At 61.4% G+C, this 19,020-nt stretch carries 12 protein-coding genes; 6 read left to right on the forward strand and 6 right to left on the reverse strand.

The genetic code is table 11. From position 1 onward, the window contains the following. The first annotated feature begins 27 nt into the window (after positions 1–27). From putP to GC425_RS02270, 3 genes are all read left to right on the forward strand, one after another. Positions 28–1,608: a sodium/proline symporter PutP gene (gene putP, locus GC425_RS02260; protein ID WP_151841825.1), complete on the forward strand. Its 1,581-nt coding sequence runs from the start codon at positions 28–30 to the stop codon at positions 1,606–1,608. A 204-nt stretch (positions 1,609–1,812) separates the two neighbouring features. Beyond that, entirely contained in the window at positions 1,813–2,400 is a 588-nt protein-coding gene (locus GC425_RS02265) for an HNH endonuclease family protein (protein WP_192930361.1), read from the forward strand. Between the two features lie 57 nt (positions 2,401–2,457). After that, positions 2,458–2,943 (forward strand): hypothetical protein, encoded by a 486-nt coding sequence (locus tag GC425_RS02270; RefSeq protein ID WP_151843967.1) that lies wholly within the window; start codon positions 2,458–2,460, stop codon positions 2,941–2,943. A gap of 36 nt (positions 2,944–2,979) precedes the next feature. On the opposite strand, the gene GC425_RS02275 is transcribed toward GC425_RS02270, so the two are convergent. The 4 genes from GC425_RS02275 to GC425_RS02290 form a co-directional block, all read right to left on the reverse strand. Beyond that, entirely contained in the window at positions 2,980–4,815 is a 1,836-nt protein-coding gene (locus GC425_RS02275) for a S9 family peptidase (RefSeq protein ID WP_151843965.1), read from the reverse strand. Between the two features lie 35 nt (positions 4,816–4,850). Beyond that, complete coding sequence (locus GC425_RS02280) at positions 4,851–7,112, reverse strand: DEAD/DEAH box helicase (protein ID WP_151843964.1); 2,262 nt, start codon at positions 7,110–7,112, stop codon at positions 4,851–4,853. Between the two features lie 63 nt (positions 7,113–7,175). Continuing rightward, positions 7,176–8,492: an FAD-dependent oxidoreductase gene (locus GC425_RS02285; RefSeq protein WP_151843962.1), complete on the reverse strand. Its 1,317-nt coding sequence runs from the start codon at positions 8,490–8,492 to the stop codon at positions 7,176–7,178. A 172-nt stretch (positions 8,493–8,664) separates the two neighbouring features. Next, a complete protein-coding gene (locus GC425_RS02290) occupies positions 8,665–9,267 on the reverse strand; it encodes a hypothetical protein (RefSeq protein WP_151843961.1) in 603 nt (200 codons plus the stop codon). Between the two features lie 201 nt (positions 9,268–9,468). On the opposite strand from GC425_RS02290, the gene GC425_RS02295 reads away from it, so the two are divergent. From GC425_RS02295 to GC425_RS02305, 3 genes are all read left to right on the forward strand, one after another. Beyond that, entirely contained in the window at positions 9,469–10,257 is a 789-nt protein-coding gene (locus tag GC425_RS02295; protein ID WP_151843960.1) for a hypothetical protein, read from the forward strand. A 29-nt stretch (positions 10,258–10,286) separates the two neighbouring features. After that, positions 10,287–13,727, forward strand: coding sequence for an ABC transporter transmembrane domain-containing protein (locus tag GC425_RS02300; protein WP_151843959.1), 3,441 nt, complete (start codon positions 10,287–10,289; stop codon positions 13,725–13,727). 88 nt (positions 13,728–13,815) lie between these two features. Then, the gene (locus tag GC425_RS02305) at positions 13,816–17,559 is read left to right on the forward strand and encodes a multifunctional oxoglutarate decarboxylase/oxoglutarate dehydrogenase thiamine pyrophosphate-binding subunit/dihydrolipoyllysine-residue succinyltransferase subunit (protein ID WP_151843958.1); all 3,744 of its coding nucleotides are present in this window, start codon (positions 13,816–13,818) and stop codon (positions 17,557–17,559) included. Positions 17,560–18,106: 547 nt separating this feature from the next. On the opposite strand, the gene GC425_RS02310 is transcribed toward GC425_RS02305, so the two are convergent. Both GC425_RS02310 and GC425_RS02315 read right to left on the reverse strand, forming a co-directional pair. After that, complete coding sequence (locus GC425_RS02310) at positions 18,107–18,745, reverse strand: hypothetical protein (RefSeq protein WP_151843957.1); 639 nt, start codon at positions 18,743–18,745, stop codon at positions 18,107–18,109. After that, complete coding sequence (locus GC425_RS02315) at positions 18,742–18,966, reverse strand: hypothetical protein (RefSeq protein ID WP_151841837.1); 225 nt, start codon at positions 18,964–18,966, stop codon at positions 18,742–18,744. Before GC425_RS02315 ends, GC425_RS02310 begins: the two co-directional genes overlap by 4 nt. Positions 18,967–19,020 lie beyond the last annotated feature (54 nt).

The raw sequence follows: 19,020 nt of genomic DNA on the forward strand, positions 1-19,020 counted from the left end.
TCGGTCGGAACCCTAAGGAGAGTTTTTATGACTGAACAAACATGGTTCGTCATTGCCATGGTTATCTACCTCGGCGCCATGTTGCTCATCGGACTTTATGGTTACAAGAACACCGACGAGTACGAGGACTACATGCTGGGTGGGCGCACACTGCACCCATTCGTTGCAGCGTTGTCTGCTGGCGCTTCCGATATGTCTGGTTGGCTGCTGATGGGCCTGCCAGGTGCCCTCTACATGTCCGGCTATGGAGAATTGTGGATGGCAATCGGCCTGCTCGTGGGCGCTGCCGTGAACTGGAAGATCACGGCTCCACGTCTGCGTGCGTACACTGAGGTCGCGAACAACTCCATTACTGTTCCGTCCTTCCTGGAAAACCGCTTCAATGACAGAACCCACATCCTGCGAGTAGCATCCGGTCTGATCATTTTGCTGTTCTTCACCTTCTATGTCTCTTCAGGCATGGTTGCAGGTGGACGCTACTTCGAATCGACCTTCGACGGCGATTACCTAACCGGAATGATCATCATCGCCGCCGTGACGGTGGGCTACACCTTCATCGGTGGCTTTACCGCTGTGTCCTACACGGACATGGTGCAGGGACTCATCATGTTCCTGGCGCTCATCGCGGTGCCTATCTTCGCGCTGATGGCGATGGACGACCCAAGCCAGATCTGGACCTACCAGACTCAGCACTCCTATGGAGCGAACCTGATCGAGGCTAACCCGAACTGGTTCTCCATGTTCGCGGGAGTCAGTGGCGTGGTCATCATTTCCAACCTGGCCTGGGGCCTGGGTTACTTCGGCCAGCCACACATCATTGTGCGTTTCATGGCTCTGCGCAAGCCGTCCGACGCCCGCGCGGGTATGGCCTACGGTGTGGGCTGGATGGCGCTGTGCCTGGTTGGTGCCGTGACGGTAGCCACCATCGGACCGGCCTACTTCGGCATGGACCCCAGCATCTCCATCGTGGACAAGCAGAACTTTGAGACGATCTTCCTGGACATGGGACGCATTCTGTTCCACCCACTGATCGCCGGTCTGGTTCTCACCGCTGTGCTGGCGGCAATCATGTCCACCATTTCTTCCCAGCTGCTGGTGGTTGCCTCCGCGCTGATCGAGGACATCTACAAGGGCCTCATCAACAAGCAGGCTTCCGACAACGCTCTGAAGAACCTGTCCCGCATCGCAGTGATTGCCGTGGCACTGTTCGCGGCACTGATCGCCCTGAACCCGGACGCCGGTATCTTGGCCCTCGTGTCCTTCGCCTGGGCTGGTTTCGGTTCTGCCTTCGGCCCTGTCATCGTCGGTGCGCTGTACTGGCGCCGGCTCAACGCCGCAGGCGCTGGAGCTGGTCTGGTTGCCGGTGCCGTGGTCGCGTTCCTGTGGGGTGGTCTGGAGTCCTTCGGAATCATGGACAAGCCCTTCGGCCTCTACGAGATGGTCCCAGGTGTGCTGGCCAACGTCATCGCCATGGTGGTCGTCACCTTGATCACCAAGGCACCGGACGAGACCGTGACCTCCACCTTCGATAAGGCCGTTCAGGTTGCCAAGGACCCGAACTACGCGCTGCCAACGACGCAGCAGAATCCCGCTGAGCAGCCGGCCTAAGGGCACGGCTGTTCCCCTTGCGGGACTACCGCGCGGGAATACACCCTTCGCGGGAATAAAAAAGTGAACCTTACAAGCGCCACTGCAGTCTAATACTGCATGTGGCGTTTTCTTTCTGTCTTCATCCGCTGTGCACGCCTCTTCTGTGTGCGCTTCTCCCCCGCACGCGGCTTCCTCGCCGCCTGCACCGCGACCTCCCTCCTGTTGCTATTTCTCCCGCAGCGCACCCCTCCCACCCCACCAGAGTTGGCCGCGTCGCTGACGCATGACCTCTCCACGCTCACCGTCATCGCCGTGCGCCCCAAAGTGCTTGGCTACGATCGCGACCAGTTCGGCCATGGCTGGGCCCACTCGCTCAATCAGCACACCGGCCAGCTCTGCACCACCCGTGAAGCCGTTCTGCAGGACACCTTCGCCCTGCACGATTGCCGCGACCGACGTGAGCTCGGCGTCACACATCCGCAGCCCGACCCCTACACCGGGCGAGCCATGGACCCCACCCACGTCGATATCGACCACATTGTCCCCCTGTCCGCCGCATGGGACCTGGGTGCCTGGTCGTGGACGTCGCAGCGTCGTCGCGATTTTGCCAACGACGCCCAGCTCAACCTCGTCGCGGTGGACTCCACCATCAACCGCACCAAATCCGATGCCACCCTGTCCGCCTGGATGCCGCCGGATCCGCGACAGCACTGCGCCTATGCGGCACGGTACATCCACGTGTCGGCGGTCTACGGGCTCGCCATCACCCGCGCCGACGAGCGCACAGCCCGCGCCGCGTGCGGCCTCTAAGAGTGCGAAGGCCTGGCTAATCTGACAAAGCCCTGCTCATCTGACAAAGTAGAGCATATGGATAACATTATGGTGATTCTTCACGTCCTGGCCGCCATCCTCCTCATCGGCCCCGTCACAATTTCCACCTCCATGTTCGCACCGCAGTTCCGTCGTGCCGTCGCCGGCGAGGCTGCCGCGAAGGGAGCCCTGCGCATCCTGGCAGGTATCACCCGCACCTACGGCTACATCTCCCTGCTGGTGCCGGTTCTAGGTATTGCAGCATGGTTCACCGTCGAGGGCGCCATGCAGCGCTACAACTTCCACGCCGCCATCCTGCTGGCCGTGATCGCATGGGTTCTGCTGGTGGCCGTGGTCATCCCGAAGCAGCGCGTGGCAGTGCTGGCCGCGGGCGCTCAAGAGCCTGGCGATGACCCAGCAACCCCTGGTGAAGAGGAGAAGCTCCGCGACGTTGACGTGGACAAGATCCCAGGTCAGACCGCAATGTTCGGCGGCATCTTCAACCTGCTGTGGTTCATCACCGCGGTGCTGATGTTCTTCTAAGAATTCACCGAGCCAGCTCGCTTATCAGCTAGCCCACTAATCAGCTGACTCAAGGCACCGAATCGTTCTCAAGAAGTCCAGCATCGTATCGGCAATCAGCCGGCGCGACTTCGGCTTCACAAACTGGTGCCCCTCCCCCGGAACCGTCAAAAACTCCGGGGTGTGCCCCGCATCAACCACAGCGTCATACAGCTGCTGGGATTCCTGCAGGGGCACATTCGTATCGTTCGCGCCGTGAATAAACAGAATCGGCGTGACCAACTCTCGCGCCTTATACAGCGGCGAAATCTCCAGCAACAACTCCGCGTCATGCATCGGATAGCCATACTTCGGGGACGCCGCCGAAGCCAACCACGGCTCCGTGGACTCGTAATACGTCTCGAAGCTCGTCATGCCGCAGGCATCCACCACACCACAGAACATCTCCGGGTAGCGGGCGGCCGCCAACAGCGCCAAGAATCCGCCATAACTGCGGCCTCCCACGGCGATGCGGCCGGGGGACGCGAGGTTGGCGTCGAGCAAAAAAGAGGCAGTATCCGCAACATCATCGACGGCGGCAAATCGCCCGTAACGGTCATCGGCGTGCACAAACGCACGTCCATTGCCCTGCGACCCGCGGATGTTGGGGGTAAACACGGTCACTCCGGCGCTGACCAGATCGGCCAACACGTCATGGTGGCTGGGGCGCGACTGGCCCTCCGGGCCGCCGTGGAGATGGATATACACCGGGCGATTCTCGGCAGGCTCCGCGGGAGCGGGCTCGGCGGGCATATACAACCAGCCGGAAAGCTCCAGCCCATCGCGCGCGGTGTAATGCACCAACTCCGGCGAATCGGCCTGGCGGGCTTGCTCCTCCAGACGCTCGGTCCGCTCCGGATCCAGCGGCTCCACCCGGCCCACGTCGATGCGCAGCACCTCCACCGTCGGAGGAAGGCCGGGCCCCTCCACGGTCAGGGCCAGAAGCCCGCCGTCGTCCGTGATCGACAGATGTGCTGCCACCATTCCCGGCAACTCTACCGCGCGGCGAACCTGCACGCGCTGCTCCTCCCCCAGTGCCAACAGCTCCAATGTGGAGATGCCGGCCTGGTTCCACAGCACAGCCACGGTAGATAGGTCTTCACTGATGACGAACTCGTCCACGTCCGCATCGGGGTTACTGATGAGCTCCTCCACCTGGCGGCACACCGGGCGCGGCTGGCCGTCGTGGGCCAGCTCCACCACGATGCGTAAGATTCGACACCGATCGGCCCCGTGGTCGGACACCACCAGAACCACCAGGGTTTCCTCATCAATCGGCAGGATCACGCCCCGGTCCGTGGTCGCGCCCGGCTCCGGGGGCAGCAGAGGCATCCACTGGCCATCGGGGGTGACCAGGAGAAGCTCGCGATTGCCGCGCGGGCCCACGCGCATCAGGCAGTAGCCAGCCTCGGACGCCACAAGCATGGAGTCCAGGCGGCGATCCATCACCACGGAGCGGGAGTTCTCAGGATCTACCAAGCGGGCCTCGGACACGCCATCCACGGCGACCACGTCCATCGCCAAGCGCCCGCGATCCCATTCCACGAGGGACGCGCGGGCGTCGTAGGTATGGCGCAGAGCAATAGCGTCCGGGATCACGGGGTCGGTGGAGACAATGAAGGTCTCCAAGCGCTCGGAGCCCTTCGGGGAGACCTCGCAGGCCACCCACTTGGTGTCCGGCGAATGCAGCACACGGGTCACCGGCCCCTCGACCGGCAATTGCACCGGACGTTCTGTGCCGATCCCCTCACCCGTCACTTCAGCCTGAACGGCATAGGGGTAGCCGCCTTCGCGAACGATATAGGCGATGGCGGACCCATCAGGTGACAAGGAGGGTGAGGTGGTGTGACGCATAATTCATGCATTCTATCGAATGCGTGGGTGCGTCCCTAGAAGCGGTCGCGGCGACGATCATCCCGACGCCCACCGCGCCGGTCGTCGCGGTCGCGGAAGGTGCGGCCGCCGCGGCGGTCACCGCCCCGATCATCGCGTCGGTCGTTGCGGTCACGGAAGTTACGGCCGCCACGACGATCGTCTCGTCGGTCGCCGCCGCGGTCACCGCGTCGGTCGTTTCGGTCGCGGAAGTTACGGCCGCCACGACGATCATCTCGTCGGTCGCCACCCCGGTCGTCGCGGCGGTCGTCGCGGCGATGCGCCGCAGGACGGCCGGCCGGTGGGCCCGGATCTGGCTCAATGTTGATCAACTGGCCAGACACGCGCGTCTGGTCCAGCTGGCGGAAGACATCATCATCCAGGTCCGCCGGAAGCTCGATCAGGGAGTGCTCAGGGAAAATACTGATGCGGCCAAAGTCCTTCGAATTCAAACCGGCTTCGTTAGCAATCGCGCCCACGATCGCACCCGGGCGCACACGCTGACGGTGACCAACGCTCAGGCGGTACACGGCAAGCTCATTGCCGTTGCGATCCGCGACGCGTGGAGCCTCCTTATTGAAACGTTCCTCGAAGGAGCGGAAGGAACCGCCACCCTTACGGCCGCTATCACCATAGCGGTCATCGCGGTTGCGCTTCGGACGCTCCTGCTGCGGCATTTCCTTCAGCAGGAAGTCCTCGCCAGCCTGAAGCTGCACAGCCAGGGACGCCGCCACATGCTCCAGAGACACATCGTTGGACTCTGCGTACTCCGTTACTAGTTCACGGAAGATGCCGATCTGTGGATCGTCGAGGTGCTCCCCCACGGCCTCGCGGAACTTGTCTTTACGGGACTCGTTGACCTCATCCACACTGGGCAACTCAATCTCGTTGAGGTGGGACTTCGTGGCGCGCTCAATGGCCTTGAGCAGGCGGCGCTCTCGAGGAGTCACAAACAAAATGGCACGGCCCGAGCGGCCTGCGCGGCCGGTGCGGCCAATGCGGTGCACGTAGGACTCGGTATCGTGCGGGATGTCGTAGTTGAACACGTGCGTGATGCGGTCGACGTCCAAGCCGCGGGCGGCAACGTCCGTCGCCACCAGAATGTCCAGGCGGCCATCTTTCAACTGGTCCACCGTGCGCTCACGCTGGGCCTGGACGATATCACCGTTGATCGCCGCAGCATTGAAGCCGCGGGCGCGCAGACGCTCAGCCAACTCTTCAGTTTCGTTCTTGGTGCGCACGAACATGATCATGGCTTCGAACTCAGTGACTTCAAGAATGCGCGTCAGGGCGTCCAGCTTATTGCGGTGATTCACCAGCAGGTAATCCTGCTCGATGTTCTTATTCGTCCGCTGTGCTGCCTTGACCGTGATTTCCTGGGGATCATTGAGGTATTGGCGGGACAACCGGCGGATTCCCTGCGGCATCGTGGCGGAAAACAGCGCCACCTGCTTCTGCTCTGGGGTGTCCTCCAGGATGCGCTCCACGTCCTCCTGGAAGCCCATGTTCAGCATCTCATCGGCCTCATCCAGCACCAGGAAGCGCAGCTGGGAAATATCCAAGCTGCCCTTCGACAGGTGATCGATCACACGGCCGGGAGTACCGACGATGATCTGAGCTCCACGGCGCAGTCCGGACAGCTGCACGCCGTAGGACTGTCCACCGTAGATCGGCAGGATATGAATGCCGCCCAGGTGCTCGGCAAAGGACTGGAAAGACTCAGCCACCTGCAGCGCCAGCTCACGCGTAGGAGCCAGCACAAGAGCCTGAGGCTCCTTACGGGACAGGTCAATGCGCGACAGGATAGGCAGCGCGAACGCTGCGGTCTTACCCGTACCCGTCTGTGCCAAGCCCACCACATCCTGGCCGTCCATCAGCACAGGGATAGTCTCAGCTTGAATAGGTGAAGGTTCTTCAAATCCGACCTGCTTCACGGCGTTCAGCACGCGCTCTGGCAAGCCTAGCCCCTCGAAACCGTGGGGGCTTTCAGCGGATGGTTCTTCCTCGGTGGACGATTCTTCCGTGGTGGGGATGTCATCCGTGGTGGGGGTGTCAATCGTTTCTTCCGCTACCTGGTCAGTAGCGCTCTTCTCATTCTCAGCGTTTTCGGCGTTCTCAGAAATTACTGCCTCGTCAGCGACATCGCTGGATGCGTGCGCCAGCACGTCATTCACATCAAGCGGGCTATCTACATGCTCGCTACGCAGTTCACTCTGAGTATCCAGATTCTCGTTGACCGGCTCGTTCACGTCGCCGGTGACGTTTTCAGTTTTACTCATTACCCATCGATGTTACGGGTTACCTGCGAAAAAAGCGATTTCGCACGCGTGTATGACGGTGCATCAGGGCGTATCGAGGGCATTCGCCACATGCTGGGCGGCACGCTGTCCGCTACGAATCGCACCATCCAACGTTGGCGTTGCATACTGCACCCCGGCCAAAAAGACCTTATCGTCCACGCAAAACTTTTGCCCCTTTTTGGACACCGCGCGGGTAGGCGGAATGATCGGCTTGGCTTCCGCAATATCGTGGCGCGTGACCAGGTCCCAGTGGGAGGAGTCCACATCAAACAGCTGTCCGAGGTGCTGCCGCATCTCGAGGTCTGTCGGCAGGTCTGAGATGGAATCATTCAGCGAATTGTGCACCACGGAACCGGCAACAAGATGCCTGCCCGGCGCGTATTCCGGTGATGCGGACGTCACCTCCGCGGCCACGGAAATGGGAGTGCGCTTGCAGCCATCGACGGTAATCAGGCCGTTATCATCAATGGGCTCATCAGAGACGAACCACCACGTGCTGCAGCCCACGCTCTCCAGTGGAGGCTGGACCCACCCAATGGAGTCCAACAGGCTCCTTTCCTCCGAAGGCTGCAAGGCGAGAATCACTTTGCGGTAGGTGGCATCCGGCGCACCATCAACACTCACCCGCACTCCGTTGTCCAGGATTGTCAGACCCGTAATGTGCGCGTTCAGGTGGGTGACCATTCCATGGACGCGAGCCATGATGGATGTCAGCTCCCCCATGCCCAAACGTGGGACGGCAAAGGTTCCGCGCAGCAGAGTGCCGATCATCCATTTCGCGAACGTCGCCGAGGAGCGGCCTTCCTTATCCACCATGAACGCCTCGATCACGGGGTCCACCACGCAGGTTCTCATGCGCCCCGTCACACCCCGGTGGTCGAGAGACTCCGCCACGCTCACGTCACAAGCCGCCTTGGCATCCCGAATACTGCGCACTTCCAGGCTGGAGCGATGGGGGATCTCGGACCCAATCCAGCGTTGCAAGCGCATGAACTCTTTAAAGGTCATCGCCGAGCGCACATGGGAGCGCATGAGGGCGGGAACCAAACGTGGAGCGCGAATCGGGTCCGCGAACATCGCCATGCCGCTGTCGGTCAGTGTTTGGATTCCCGGTTTGAAATTGCAGACGTCCAGGGTTTCGTATTCCCCACTGCCCAGGATTTCTTTCAGCGAGGGGTACCAGGAATTGAACCACTGGAATCCATAATCCACGGTGATGTCATCGAAGTATTCGCTGCGCACGCGCCCGCCGAGCTCGCCTGTGGATTCGTAAATATCGCATCGATAGCCCTTTGTGCGCAGGGTTCGTGCTGCCGCCAACCCTGCCACGCCGCCGCCAATGATGGCGATATCCGTCATCGTCTCCACCTTTCTGTGTGGTGATGCACTCCGAAGCCACCACAGCGCTGTGAGGCATATACGGACATGCTAGCCCACGGCCTGCAGCGCACCCCTTCACAACACACGACCCCGAGCAGCGCTCTGCCCCCACATGACACCTGTGAGGGGTTTCTCCTGATGCTCCGGGAGCTTATCGATCTTCCAGAGGAACCAGCAGTTCCTCCCAATACTCAGCCTGCGCGGCGGCAACCTCGAGTGCCGCAAAGAGTTGGTCCACCTCGTGAAACACCCCCAGCTCCAGGACTTCTTCCTCCAGCTCCTCATCATCCGCCCCGGCAGTCACAAACTGAACCTGCGCGGTCAGCTCCGGAGCGTCGGAGAGCAATTCCACCACGATGTTCGAATGCTCCGCAACGGGCGCCGTGACCTGCAGGGGATTATGCTCATCCTGTTCAAAGTCCAGGTCCGATAACCGGTCATCGGCGCTATCCACCAACGAGTCCAACACACTTACGATCTCATCGGTGGCGATGTGCTGGGCCACCGCCTCTACCGCTGCGTCCACCGTAAACACCACTGCCACTAACGCGGGGTCAAATTCCGGATTCAGCTCATCGGCATCCCATCCGTCCGACCGAGCTAAAAACACATTCGCGGCGGTAATAGGCGCAGAAATCTCCTCAAATTGGATTTCCAACTCTGGGGCGATGGGAACAAACAGCGTTCCATGATTAAAACGGGACTCAATTCCCTCGTCGTCCAACGCCGCGGCAATATCTTCAAAAAATCCCATGGCCGTCCTTCCCACTCCAGGAAAAACCACGACAACCCATGTCGAGCTGTCATTGGTTACGCCCCACGGGCGTTGTCCCCCATGGTAGCGCCCACGGCGCTGCAACGTCTCCCTTGGTAGCGCCCAGGCCGCTGCAGCGCGCCCGCTTGTGTACCAAGAATCCGTACAATGACGTAGAACCCCCTCACGAGGAGAGAATGCATGGCCCTCTTTGGCAAGAACCGTAAGAATGCGGACAACAACCCAGACACCAAGGACTCGACGACCTCCACACAGGATCCGATCGACCCCAACAACAAGAACTACCCGAAGGACAAGGTCGCTCGGATATTCTTCAGTACCATCGACCGGGTGGTGAAGGTCCAGGGCCCCGCGATCTCCTCCTATGTTCAGCGCATCAAGGACAAGCACCCCGATAAGTCCCTCGCCGAGCAGCAGGAACAGCTGGACAAGCAATTCCTGATGGCTGCCACCACCACGGGTGCGGGTACGGGCTCCGTGGCCGCGTTCCCCGGCATCGGCACCGCGCTGTCCCTGGCCGGCATCGCCGGCGAGGCCGTCCTCCTGCTGGAAGCCTGCGCCGCCTACGCGATCGCCAGCGCCGAGCTGCACGGCATGGACACCAGCGACGAAGAGATCCGTCGGACCATCGTGTTCCTGGCTGTCTACGGCGCCAACGATAAGGAGATCGTTGCCGCCCTCACCCAAGAGGGCACGCTAAGCTCCGTGAAGTCCCTCCGGGACCTGCGCCGATCCTCCAGGCCTCAGCTCATGAAGGCCAATTCCATTTTGGGCCGCATGGCCTTCCGTCAGCTACGCAAACGTCTCAAGAAGTCCATGTTCCGCAAGGTACTACCGCTGGGCGTCGGTGTTGTTCTGGGCGCTAGCGCGAATAGGGCGATCGCAAAGGAAATGATCAAGCACGTGCACGGGTTTATTAATTCTCCGGAAGCCCAGCGTGCCATCGCGGGATCGAGCACGGACGCCTAAGCGCCCCCGCGTCACATCCCACGTCCTCCATGCTCGCAGTTCTCAGACGATTCGCCCCGCGCAATCGCTGGACCCTCGCGTCCATTGTGGTGTTTACTGTGCTCCTGCCGTTCGTGGATGTGGCGCTTCCGCTGCTGATGGGCGCGAGCCTGGACGGTTCCCACGCGGCGATCCCCTTGCTCATCGGCGCGGCTCTAGCTCGCTTTGCGTTGCAAGCCAGCCGGCGCTTTTTGTCTGGCGTGTTCTCCTTTCATACCCAGCACCGCATACGCAGCCAGCTGTTCCGTGCCGTGCACAGCGTGGATGAACAGCGCGCGGCGTCCTCCGGGACGGGTCATGTGGTGTCCCGGTCGATCTCCGATCTCAACGCGATCCAGGTGACGACCGCCATGCTTCCCCTCCTGCTCAATAGCGTGGTGGAGCTCACCCTGATCACGGTGGTAGTGCTGTGGATCTCGCCACCGATTGCGCTTCTTATCCTTATCTTTGCGCCGCTGCTGATCTGGATCGGGAAGCACTCGCGCATGGATCTCTATCAGCCGACCGCGCGCGTACGCGAACAAGCGGCGACGGTGGCCACGCATGTGGAGCAGACCGTCACGGGCATCCAGGTGGTCAAGAGCTTCGCTCAAGAAGGCCGGCACGCAACGCGTTACGATCGCCTGACCCGGGCGCTGTTGTCCCTCAACGTGCATCTGGCCGCGATCAACGCGCGGTTTCAGCCGGCCCTGACTGCGGTTCCCAATGTGGCGCTGGTCGCCACCATCGCCGTGGGCGGCTGGCTGGCCCTCCATGGCGTGATCTCCCTGGGCGAGTTCTTATCTGTGGCCACCTACATCACCATGCTGTCGCGCTTGGCGCGCCAGTGCGCCTCGATGGTGGTGAACCTGCACACCACCCAGGCCAGCGTGGACCGTGTGCTGGAGGTGATCGACGCTCCCCCGCGCCCCACGGGCTCCATCGTCCCGTCGGAGGCGCTCAGTATCACGGGCACGGTGGACTTGGGCCACGCCCGCGTCCCCATCAACATCCCCGCGGGCTCCACTACCATCGTCCGCGGCTCCGTGGCCAGCGGGAAGACGCGCCTGGCGCACGCGCTGGCGGGACTCAACAGCCAGACGGCATCCACTCTCAACACGCAGTTCGGGCCGCTGTTAGACATCCGGGAGGACCATCGGCCCGTCATCGTCATGGACGAGCCTTTCCTCTTCTCCGCCAGCATCCGGGACAACATCCTGCTGGGCCTCCCCCATGATCCCTGCACCATCGACCAGGAGATCCGCCGCGCCACCGACATCGCCTGCGCCACCGACTTCATCGACGAACTGGGTGGCCTGGACACGATCGTGGGCGAGCGCGGCGTGACCTTATCTGGCGGCCAGCGCCAACGTATCGCCATCGCCCGCGCCGTTCTGCGCCGCCCGTCGATGATTATTTTCGACGACGCCACCTCTGCGCTCGACCACTCCACCGAAGAAACAATACTGTCTCGTTTGAGCAGCGCTACGGAGCAGAATCAGGTCACTGTGGTGGCGATCAGCCACCGTGCCGACGGTGGCTTCCGCCATCCCGACCAGTTCCTGGATCTCCCAAGCGTGCCGGGAGGCGATACGTCCGAGGCAACCCGCGCTTCTGACAAACGCGCATCAAGCGCCACTGCCGAACAGTGCGCAGAAGATCCGGAAGTACCCCGCTGGATACAGACTATGGGTGTTCCCCACCTTCCGGGAAGGGACTCCACTGGACCGGTACCGATGCGCACTCTGCTCGGGCTCGCTCCCGGGTTCATCGTGGCGGTCGCGCTCACGCTCCTGGCCACCGCGCTGGCGGACATTAGCCTTCCCACCTTCATCCGTCACGCCCTGGACACGGGAGTGCAGCACCAGCAAGAACAGGTCCTGTGGATCACCGCCGCAGCTGCCTTGGCCATGGTGGCGTTCTCCTGGATCGCGGCCATCGCCAACACGCTGCTCACCAGCATCACCGGAGAAAAGCTGCTCTTCGCCCTGCGGCAACGCATGTTCACCCACCTGACCCGCATGGATCTGCTGTGGTTTCATCGTCAGGCCTCCGGCCGTATCATGACACGGTTGACCACCGACATCGATACCTTAAGCACGTTTTTGCAGTCCGGCCTGTCCCAGGCCATCGTCTCCACCACCATGCTGCTCGGCATTTTCGGCATGCTCCTAGCCACGGACGCCACTCTCAGTGCCGCCGTGGCGGCCTTCCTGCCGCTCATCATCGGCATCACCATTATCTTCCGGCGCGTATCCCGCAGGCTCTACACGCGTGCCCGGAACCAAATCTCCCATGTCAACGCCATCTTTCAAGAGGCACTCATGGGGCTCACCACCAGCCAGGCCTACCACTATGGTCCCGCCCTGCAGAACACTCTGGAGGAGCAATCCCGCGACTACGTCACCCGCCGCACCCGCAGCCAAGCCGCGGTCTCCCTCTACTTCCCCACGCTCAACACCATCACCTACATCGCGCAGGCCACCGTCCTGGCCGTGGGCGCGTCACACAACGTCTCGCCCGGAACGCTGGTGGCGTTTAGCCTCTACCTCTCCCTGTTCTTCAGCCCCATCCAACAGCTCTCGCACGTCTTCGACAGCTACCAGCAAGCACGAGTCAGCTGGACCCGGATCAACAGCTTCCTCGCCGAGCAGCCAGCGATCGTCTCCGGGAGCGACCCCCTGCCAGATCTCGGCGGGCACCCGCCAACCATCCGATTCAACGGCGTGACTTTTGACTATCCGCGTTCGGACGCAGGCTCGGCGTCGGATATTCCATTAATCGACATCGACCACGAGTTCCGCGGCACCACGGCGATCGTCGGCCACACAGGGGCGGGTAAGAGCACCATCATCCGCATGGTCAACCGTCTCATCGACCCGACACACGGCACCATCACCGTCAATGGTTGTAACCTTAGAAACATTTCCTTAGGTCAGTGGCGCACACATGTTGGCACCGTGCCCCAAGAACCACACCTATTTGTGGGATCTGTGAGAAGCAACATAGCGTTTGGCCAACATGACGCAACCCACACGGACATCATGAACGCCATCCGCAGAATCAACGGCGAACACATCCTCGCCACCATCCCCGGAGGCCTCGACGGGTACGTCGGTGAAGGCGGCCGCGGGCTGTCCGCAGGCCAGAAACACATCATCGCGCTGGCACGGGCAGAACTGCTTACACCTGCGATAATGCTGCTCGACGAGGCCACAGCACTCATCGAAGATAGCGAAGAACAGCAGATCGTGGACGCCATCACGCGGGCAAGCACAGGCCGCACCACCATCATCATCGCCCACCGTCTCCGCACCGCCGCACGCGCGGACACCATCCTGGTCATGGACCACGGAAGAATCGTGGAACAAGGAAGCCACCACCAGCTCCTTTCCCGGGGTGGCCAGTACAAACGCCTATGGGACGCCGCGCACGCCACGCCGGACAAGTGAGATTTTCACCCACGGAAGGCCACCCCATCACAGTGGTAGGGTGGGCAACCAAGACTGTAGTCATTGAAGAAAGAGGCGAGGACCTGCTGTGAGCAGTGTGAATTTCGGCCAAAACGAATGGCTGGTAGATCAGATGTACCAGCAATACAAGCAGGACCCACAGTCCGTGGACGCGGAATGGCGCGACTATTTCGCACAGAACCCACAGGACGGTGTGTCTAGCGCATCGGCAGCGAACAACGCTGCCTCAACGCCTTCCCACAACAACGCACAAGGCGCAACACAGGCGGCACCAACAAACGCTGCCTCGGCACAGACCCAAACCCGCTCCACTGCGACGGGCGCAGGATCCAGCGCAGGGCAGACCAAGAAGGAAGCCAAGGCATCCAACGACGCCTCGGCTGCCCAATTTAGCGCGTCCCCCGCGATCCCTTCCCGCGTTGTCCCACCGGCGCCGAAGGGCCCAGTCGAGGCACCAGAGCCAGGTAAGAAGGCTATTAAGGGCTCCGCGAAGGCCGTGGTGAAGAACATGGACGCCTCCCTGGAGATCCCCACCGCCACGTCCGTGCGCGACATGCCCGCCAAGCTCATGTTCGAAAACCGCGCGATGCTCAACGAGACGCTCACCGCGCGCGGCGGCGGCAAGATTAGCTTTACCCACATCATCGGCTTCGCCCTAGTCAAGGCAGTCATGGCTCACCCAGACATGAACAACGCCTACGAGGTCGTCGACGGCAAGCCCACCCTGGTTACCCCAGAGCACATCAACCTGGGCCTCGCCATCGACATGACCGCCAAGAACGGATCCCGTTCCCTGGTCGTGGCCGCCATTAAGGAAGCAGAGAGCCTGTCCTTTAGCGAATTCGTGGAGAAGTACGAGGACGTCGTACGCCGCGGCCGAGAAGGCAAGCTCACCATGGATGACTTCTCCGGAGTCACCATCTCCCTCACCAACCCCGGCGGTATTGGAACCCGCCACTCCGTGCCACGCCTGACCAAGGGCCAGGGCGCGATCATCGGTGTGGGCTCCATGGATTACCCAGCTGAGTTCGCCGGCGCCTCCGAGGACCGTTTGGGCGAGATGGGCATCGGCAAGCTGGTGACCATCACCTCCACCTACGACCACCGCATCATCCAGGGCGCAGAGTCCGGCGAGTTCCTGCGCACCATGAGCCGCCTGCTCATCAACGACGACTTCTGGGATGAGATCTTCGAAGCCCTGCGCGTTCCTTACGCTCCTGTGCGGTGGACCCAGGACGTCCCCAACATCGGTGTGGATAAGTCCACCCGCGTGATGCAGCTGATCGAAGCGTACCGCTCCCGCGGACACCTGATCGCGAACACCAACCCACTGCACTGGACACAGCCAGGCCTGCCGCAGCCGTCCCACAAGGACCTGCAGATCGAGACCCACGGCCTGACCCTGTGGGATTACGACCGCACCTTCAACGTCGGTGGCTTCGCCGGCCGCGAAACTATGACCCTGCGCGAGGTACTCGCCACGCTGCGCAAGTCCTACACCCTGAAGGTCGGTAGCGAATACGCGCACATCCTGGATGCCGAGGAACGCCAGTGGCTCCAGAACCGCATCGAAGCCGGCCAGCAGACCTACAGCCCGGCTGAGCAGAAGTTCATCCTGCAGAAGCTGAACTCCGCGGAGGCCTTCGAGAACTTCCTTCAGACCAAGTACGTGGGACAGAAGCGTTTCTCCCTGGAGGGCGCAGAGACCCTGATCCCGATGATGGATGCCGCTATCGACCAGGCCGCGGGCGCGAACCTGGACGAGGTTGTGATCGGTATGCCGCACCGCGGCCGCCTGAACGTGCTGGCCAACATCGTGGGCAAGCCGTACTCCAAGATCTTCACCGAGTTCGAAGGAAACATCGACCCTGCCGCCGCAGGTGGCTCCGGTGACGTGAAGTACCACTTGGGTGCGACCGGCCACTACGACCAGATGTTCGGCGATGGCGAAATTGATGTCTACCTGGCAGCAAACCCATCCCACCTTGAAGCGGTGAACCCTGTGATGGAGGGTATTGCCCGCGCCAAGGCGGACAAGATCGCCCGGAACAACACGGTCATGCCGCTGCTGCTGCACGGAGACGCCGCCTTCGCCGGCCTGGGCATCGTCCAGGAAACCATCAACCTCTACAAGCTGGACGCCTACGACGTGGGCGGCACAGTCCACATCGTGGTGAACAACCAGATTGGCTTCACCACCACCCCGGACGCCGGCCGCTCCACCCACTACTCCACCGACCTGGCCAAGGGCTTCGACTGCCCTGTCTTCCACGTCAACGGTGACGACCCGGAGGCCTGTGTGTGGGTAGCACGCCTGGCTGTGGACTACCGCAACCGCTACGGCAAGGACGTCTTTATCGACCTGATCGCCTACCGTCGCCGCGGCCACAACGAAGCCGACGACCCCTCCATGACCCAGCCGCTGATGTACAACATCATCAACGAGCAGCAGTCCTCCCGCGCCCAGTACACGGAGACGCTGATCGGCCGTGGAGACCTGTCCGAGGACGACGCCGAGCGCGTGCAGCGAGACTTCCACGAGCAGCTGGAGACCGTCTTTAACCAGGTCCGTGAGGCAGAGAAGGGAGCTAAGCCGAAGGAGCAAAGTGGTATCACCAGCTCCCAGGAGCTGCCACACGGTCTGGAGACCAACATCAACCGCGAGCTGATCGAAAAGATCGGTGACCTGTTCTACGAGGTACCGGATTACTTCAAGCCGCACCCACGTGTGGCTCCTGTGATCAAGCGCCGCCACGACATGTCCCGCAAGGGCAACATCGACTGGGGCTTCGCAGAGCTGCTGGCCTTCGGTTCCCTGGTGGAAGGCGGAAAGACCGTTCGCTTGGCTGGTGAGGATTCCCTGCGCGGAACCTTCACGCAGCGCCACGCTGTGCTGTTCGACCACGAGGATCACGACCGCTACTCCCCACTGGAGGTGCTGGCCGAGGAGGCTGGCAACGGCGGTAAGTTCGCGGCCTACAACTCCGCCCTCACCGAGTACGCGGGCATGGGCTTCGAGTACGGCTACTCCGTGGGTAACAAGGACGCCCTGGTGGCCTGGGAAGCACAGTTCGGTGACTTCGCCAATGGTGCACAGACCGTCATCGACGAATACGTTTCCTCCGGTGAAGCCAAGTGGGGCCAGATCTCCAGCCTGGTGCTGCTGCTGCCACACGGCTACGAGGGGCAGGGACCAGACCACTCCTCTGCACGCATCGAACGTTTCCTGCAGATGTCCGCGGAGGGCTCCTGGACGATCGCCCAGCCATCGACCCCAGCGAACTACTTCCACCTGCTGCGCCGCCACGCGTTGGGCTCCCTGAAGCGCCCACTGGTGGTCTTCACCCCGAAGTCCATGCTGCGCAACAAGGCCGCGGTGTCCTCCATCGAGGACTTCACGGAGGTCAAGAAGTTCAAGTCCGTGATCGACGATCCGAACCAGAACGGCGAGAACAAGGACATCAAGACTGTCCTGATGTGCTCCGGAAAGATCTACTGGGATCTGGAGAAGAAGCGCGCTGCGGATGAACGTGACGATGTGGCCATCGTCCGCGTGGAGATGCTCCACCCCATTCCGTTTAACCGCATCAAGGAGACGCTGGCCAACTACCCGAACGCCGAGGTGCGCTGGGTTCAGGACGAGCCGGCAAACCAGGGTCCATGGCCATTCCTGGCTCTGAACCTCCCTGAGCACATCGAGGGTCTGCAGATGAAGCGCGTGTCCCGCCGCGCTCAGTCCTCCACGGCTACGGGTGTGGCAAAGGTTCACCAGCTGGAGCAGAAGCAGCTGCTGGAGGAAGCCTTCGAATAGCTCACCCCGTACAAATTGTTCGCTCAAAACGCCAGATTTGGGGTCAAATCTGGCGTTTTGAGCGAACTTTTTGTTGTGGAGAGCGCGGGGCTAACCACAGAAGAGGAAGCCCGCCCCTTTACAACCCGTGCGACAACCTACGCACTGATCAGCGACAGTGAACCCACCACAACAACGATGGCGGTCACAGCGGCACACACAAATCTCACACCTTTACGTTCCGCCATTAAGCCAACCCCCACAAGGCCTAGCGGCAAAGACACCCACACAACAGTTTGATAGTGATCGTGAACCCAAGCCTTATCCTGGTATGCAACGCACAGAAACATCGCTGCCAGTGATGCAATAAGTAGACACTTGCCCGCGGTTCTTCTAAAAGGACTTCTCTGCTCTGCCATATGCCTGGCCTTCTCTCACCGCGCTCAGTTTCAATGTACTCAGTCTGATTGCGCTCAGTCTGACTACACTCGATCTCACAACCATTACCAACACGACTTACGTTAGGCTAAGTTAAGTCACTATGCAATAGTGAAGACCCAATAGCCCCTTAGCTGTTCAGCAAACTCGTCATCGACCGATCAAAATCCATACCCGCCGTCGCATTATTCACAGCCACACGCTGCTCTCGGCTCATAAGTCCCTTGGCATATACCGCAATCAGATTTTGCGGCAAAGAATCATCCGCACAACCATGCGCTTCGCCCGGAATACTCGCCGCCAATTCCGCGGGCAGAGTAGACAGCAACGTGGTGTTAGAAATATCCCGCCATTCCGTTGGGTCCGGATTTTCCTGCTCCGCATAAAGTTTCCTCAACAATTCAGCCTTATGCGCATCAAGACTATCCAGCAGCTCGCCGGTACACCCAAACACCAAATCCACTTGCCCGGAGCGCACCGCCTCCAAACGATCCTCCGCCCGCACGGGAACCTCCTCCACCGCGCGGGCCTCGTCGCGTTCCCTCATCTTGCGCTCGCTCAGCCAATACCCGTAGTACGCCGCCAGGTCACGCGCATGCGCGTCCGTCATACCCGACGCCGGGCTCTCCGTCGTGACGCCAATGACCAAGGGAGGTTCGGCGTCGAACAGGCTGCACGAGGTCGCCCCGAACACAGTCATCGCAGCGCACAACGCGGCCCCCACGCGTCGGATAGGCTGCGCACGCCGCTGCCGCATCGGTTCACTCATAGCCACACCGCCCAGTACACGCCCACAAACGCCACAACCGCCAGCAGATTCCACACCCAGCTGGCACGGCCCTGGCGACGCGACAGCCCGTCGATGCCAATGGCCAGCAGCGCCACGGCCGCACCGATGGCATGGGCCACCCACGCCGGATTTGCAATCAGGTACAGCACCACGGCAAACACCACTAGACCACCTGCGACAAGGCGGGCAAGAAATCTCATGTCGAAGATTCTACAGGCTCGCGCAAGTTAGAGACTGGAGCGGCCAAACCGTAT

The organism is Corynebacterium sp. zg254, from assembly GCF_024701495.1.
Taxonomy (GTDB): Bacteria; Actinomycetota; Actinomycetes; order Mycobacteriales; family Mycobacteriaceae; genus Corynebacterium; species Corynebacterium zhongnanshanii.

Coding starts and splice junctions, on each gene's coding strand:
- GC425_RS02270 (WP_151843967.1), top strand. CDS start 2,458: ATGGATAACATTATGGTGATTCTTCACGTCCTGGCCGCCATCCTCCTC.
- GC425_RS02275 (WP_151843965.1), bottom strand. CDS start 4,815: ATGCGTCACACCACCTCACCCTCCTTGTCACCTGATGGGTCCGCCATC.
- GC425_RS02290 (WP_151843961.1), bottom strand. CDS start 9,267: ATGGGATTTTTTGAAGATATTGCCGCGGCGTTGGACGACGAGGGAATT.
- GC425_RS02295 (WP_151843960.1), top strand. CDS start 9,469: ATGGCCCTCTTTGGCAAGAACCGTAAGAATGCGGACAACAACCCAGAC.
- putP (WP_151841825.1), top strand. CDS start 28: ATGACTGAACAAACATGGTTCGTCATTGCCATGGTTATCTACCTCGGC.
- GC425_RS02300 (WP_151843959.1), top strand. CDS start 10,287: ATGCTCGCAGTTCTCAGACGATTCGCCCCGCGCAATCGCTGGACCCTC.
- GC425_RS02285 (WP_151843962.1), bottom strand. CDS start 8,492: ATGACGGATATCGCCATCATTGGCGGCGGCGTGGCAGGGTTGGCGGCA.
- GC425_RS02310 (WP_151843957.1), bottom strand. CDS start 18,745: ATGAGTGAACCGATGCGGCAGCGGCGTGCGCAGCCTATCCGACGCGTG.
- GC425_RS02315 (WP_151841837.1), bottom strand. CDS start 18,966: ATGAGATTTCTTGCCCGCCTTGTCGCAGGTGGTCTAGTGGTGTTTGCC.
- GC425_RS02280 (WP_151843964.1), bottom strand. CDS start 7,112: ATGAGTAAAACTGAAAACGTCACCGGCGACGTGAACGAGCCGGTCAAC.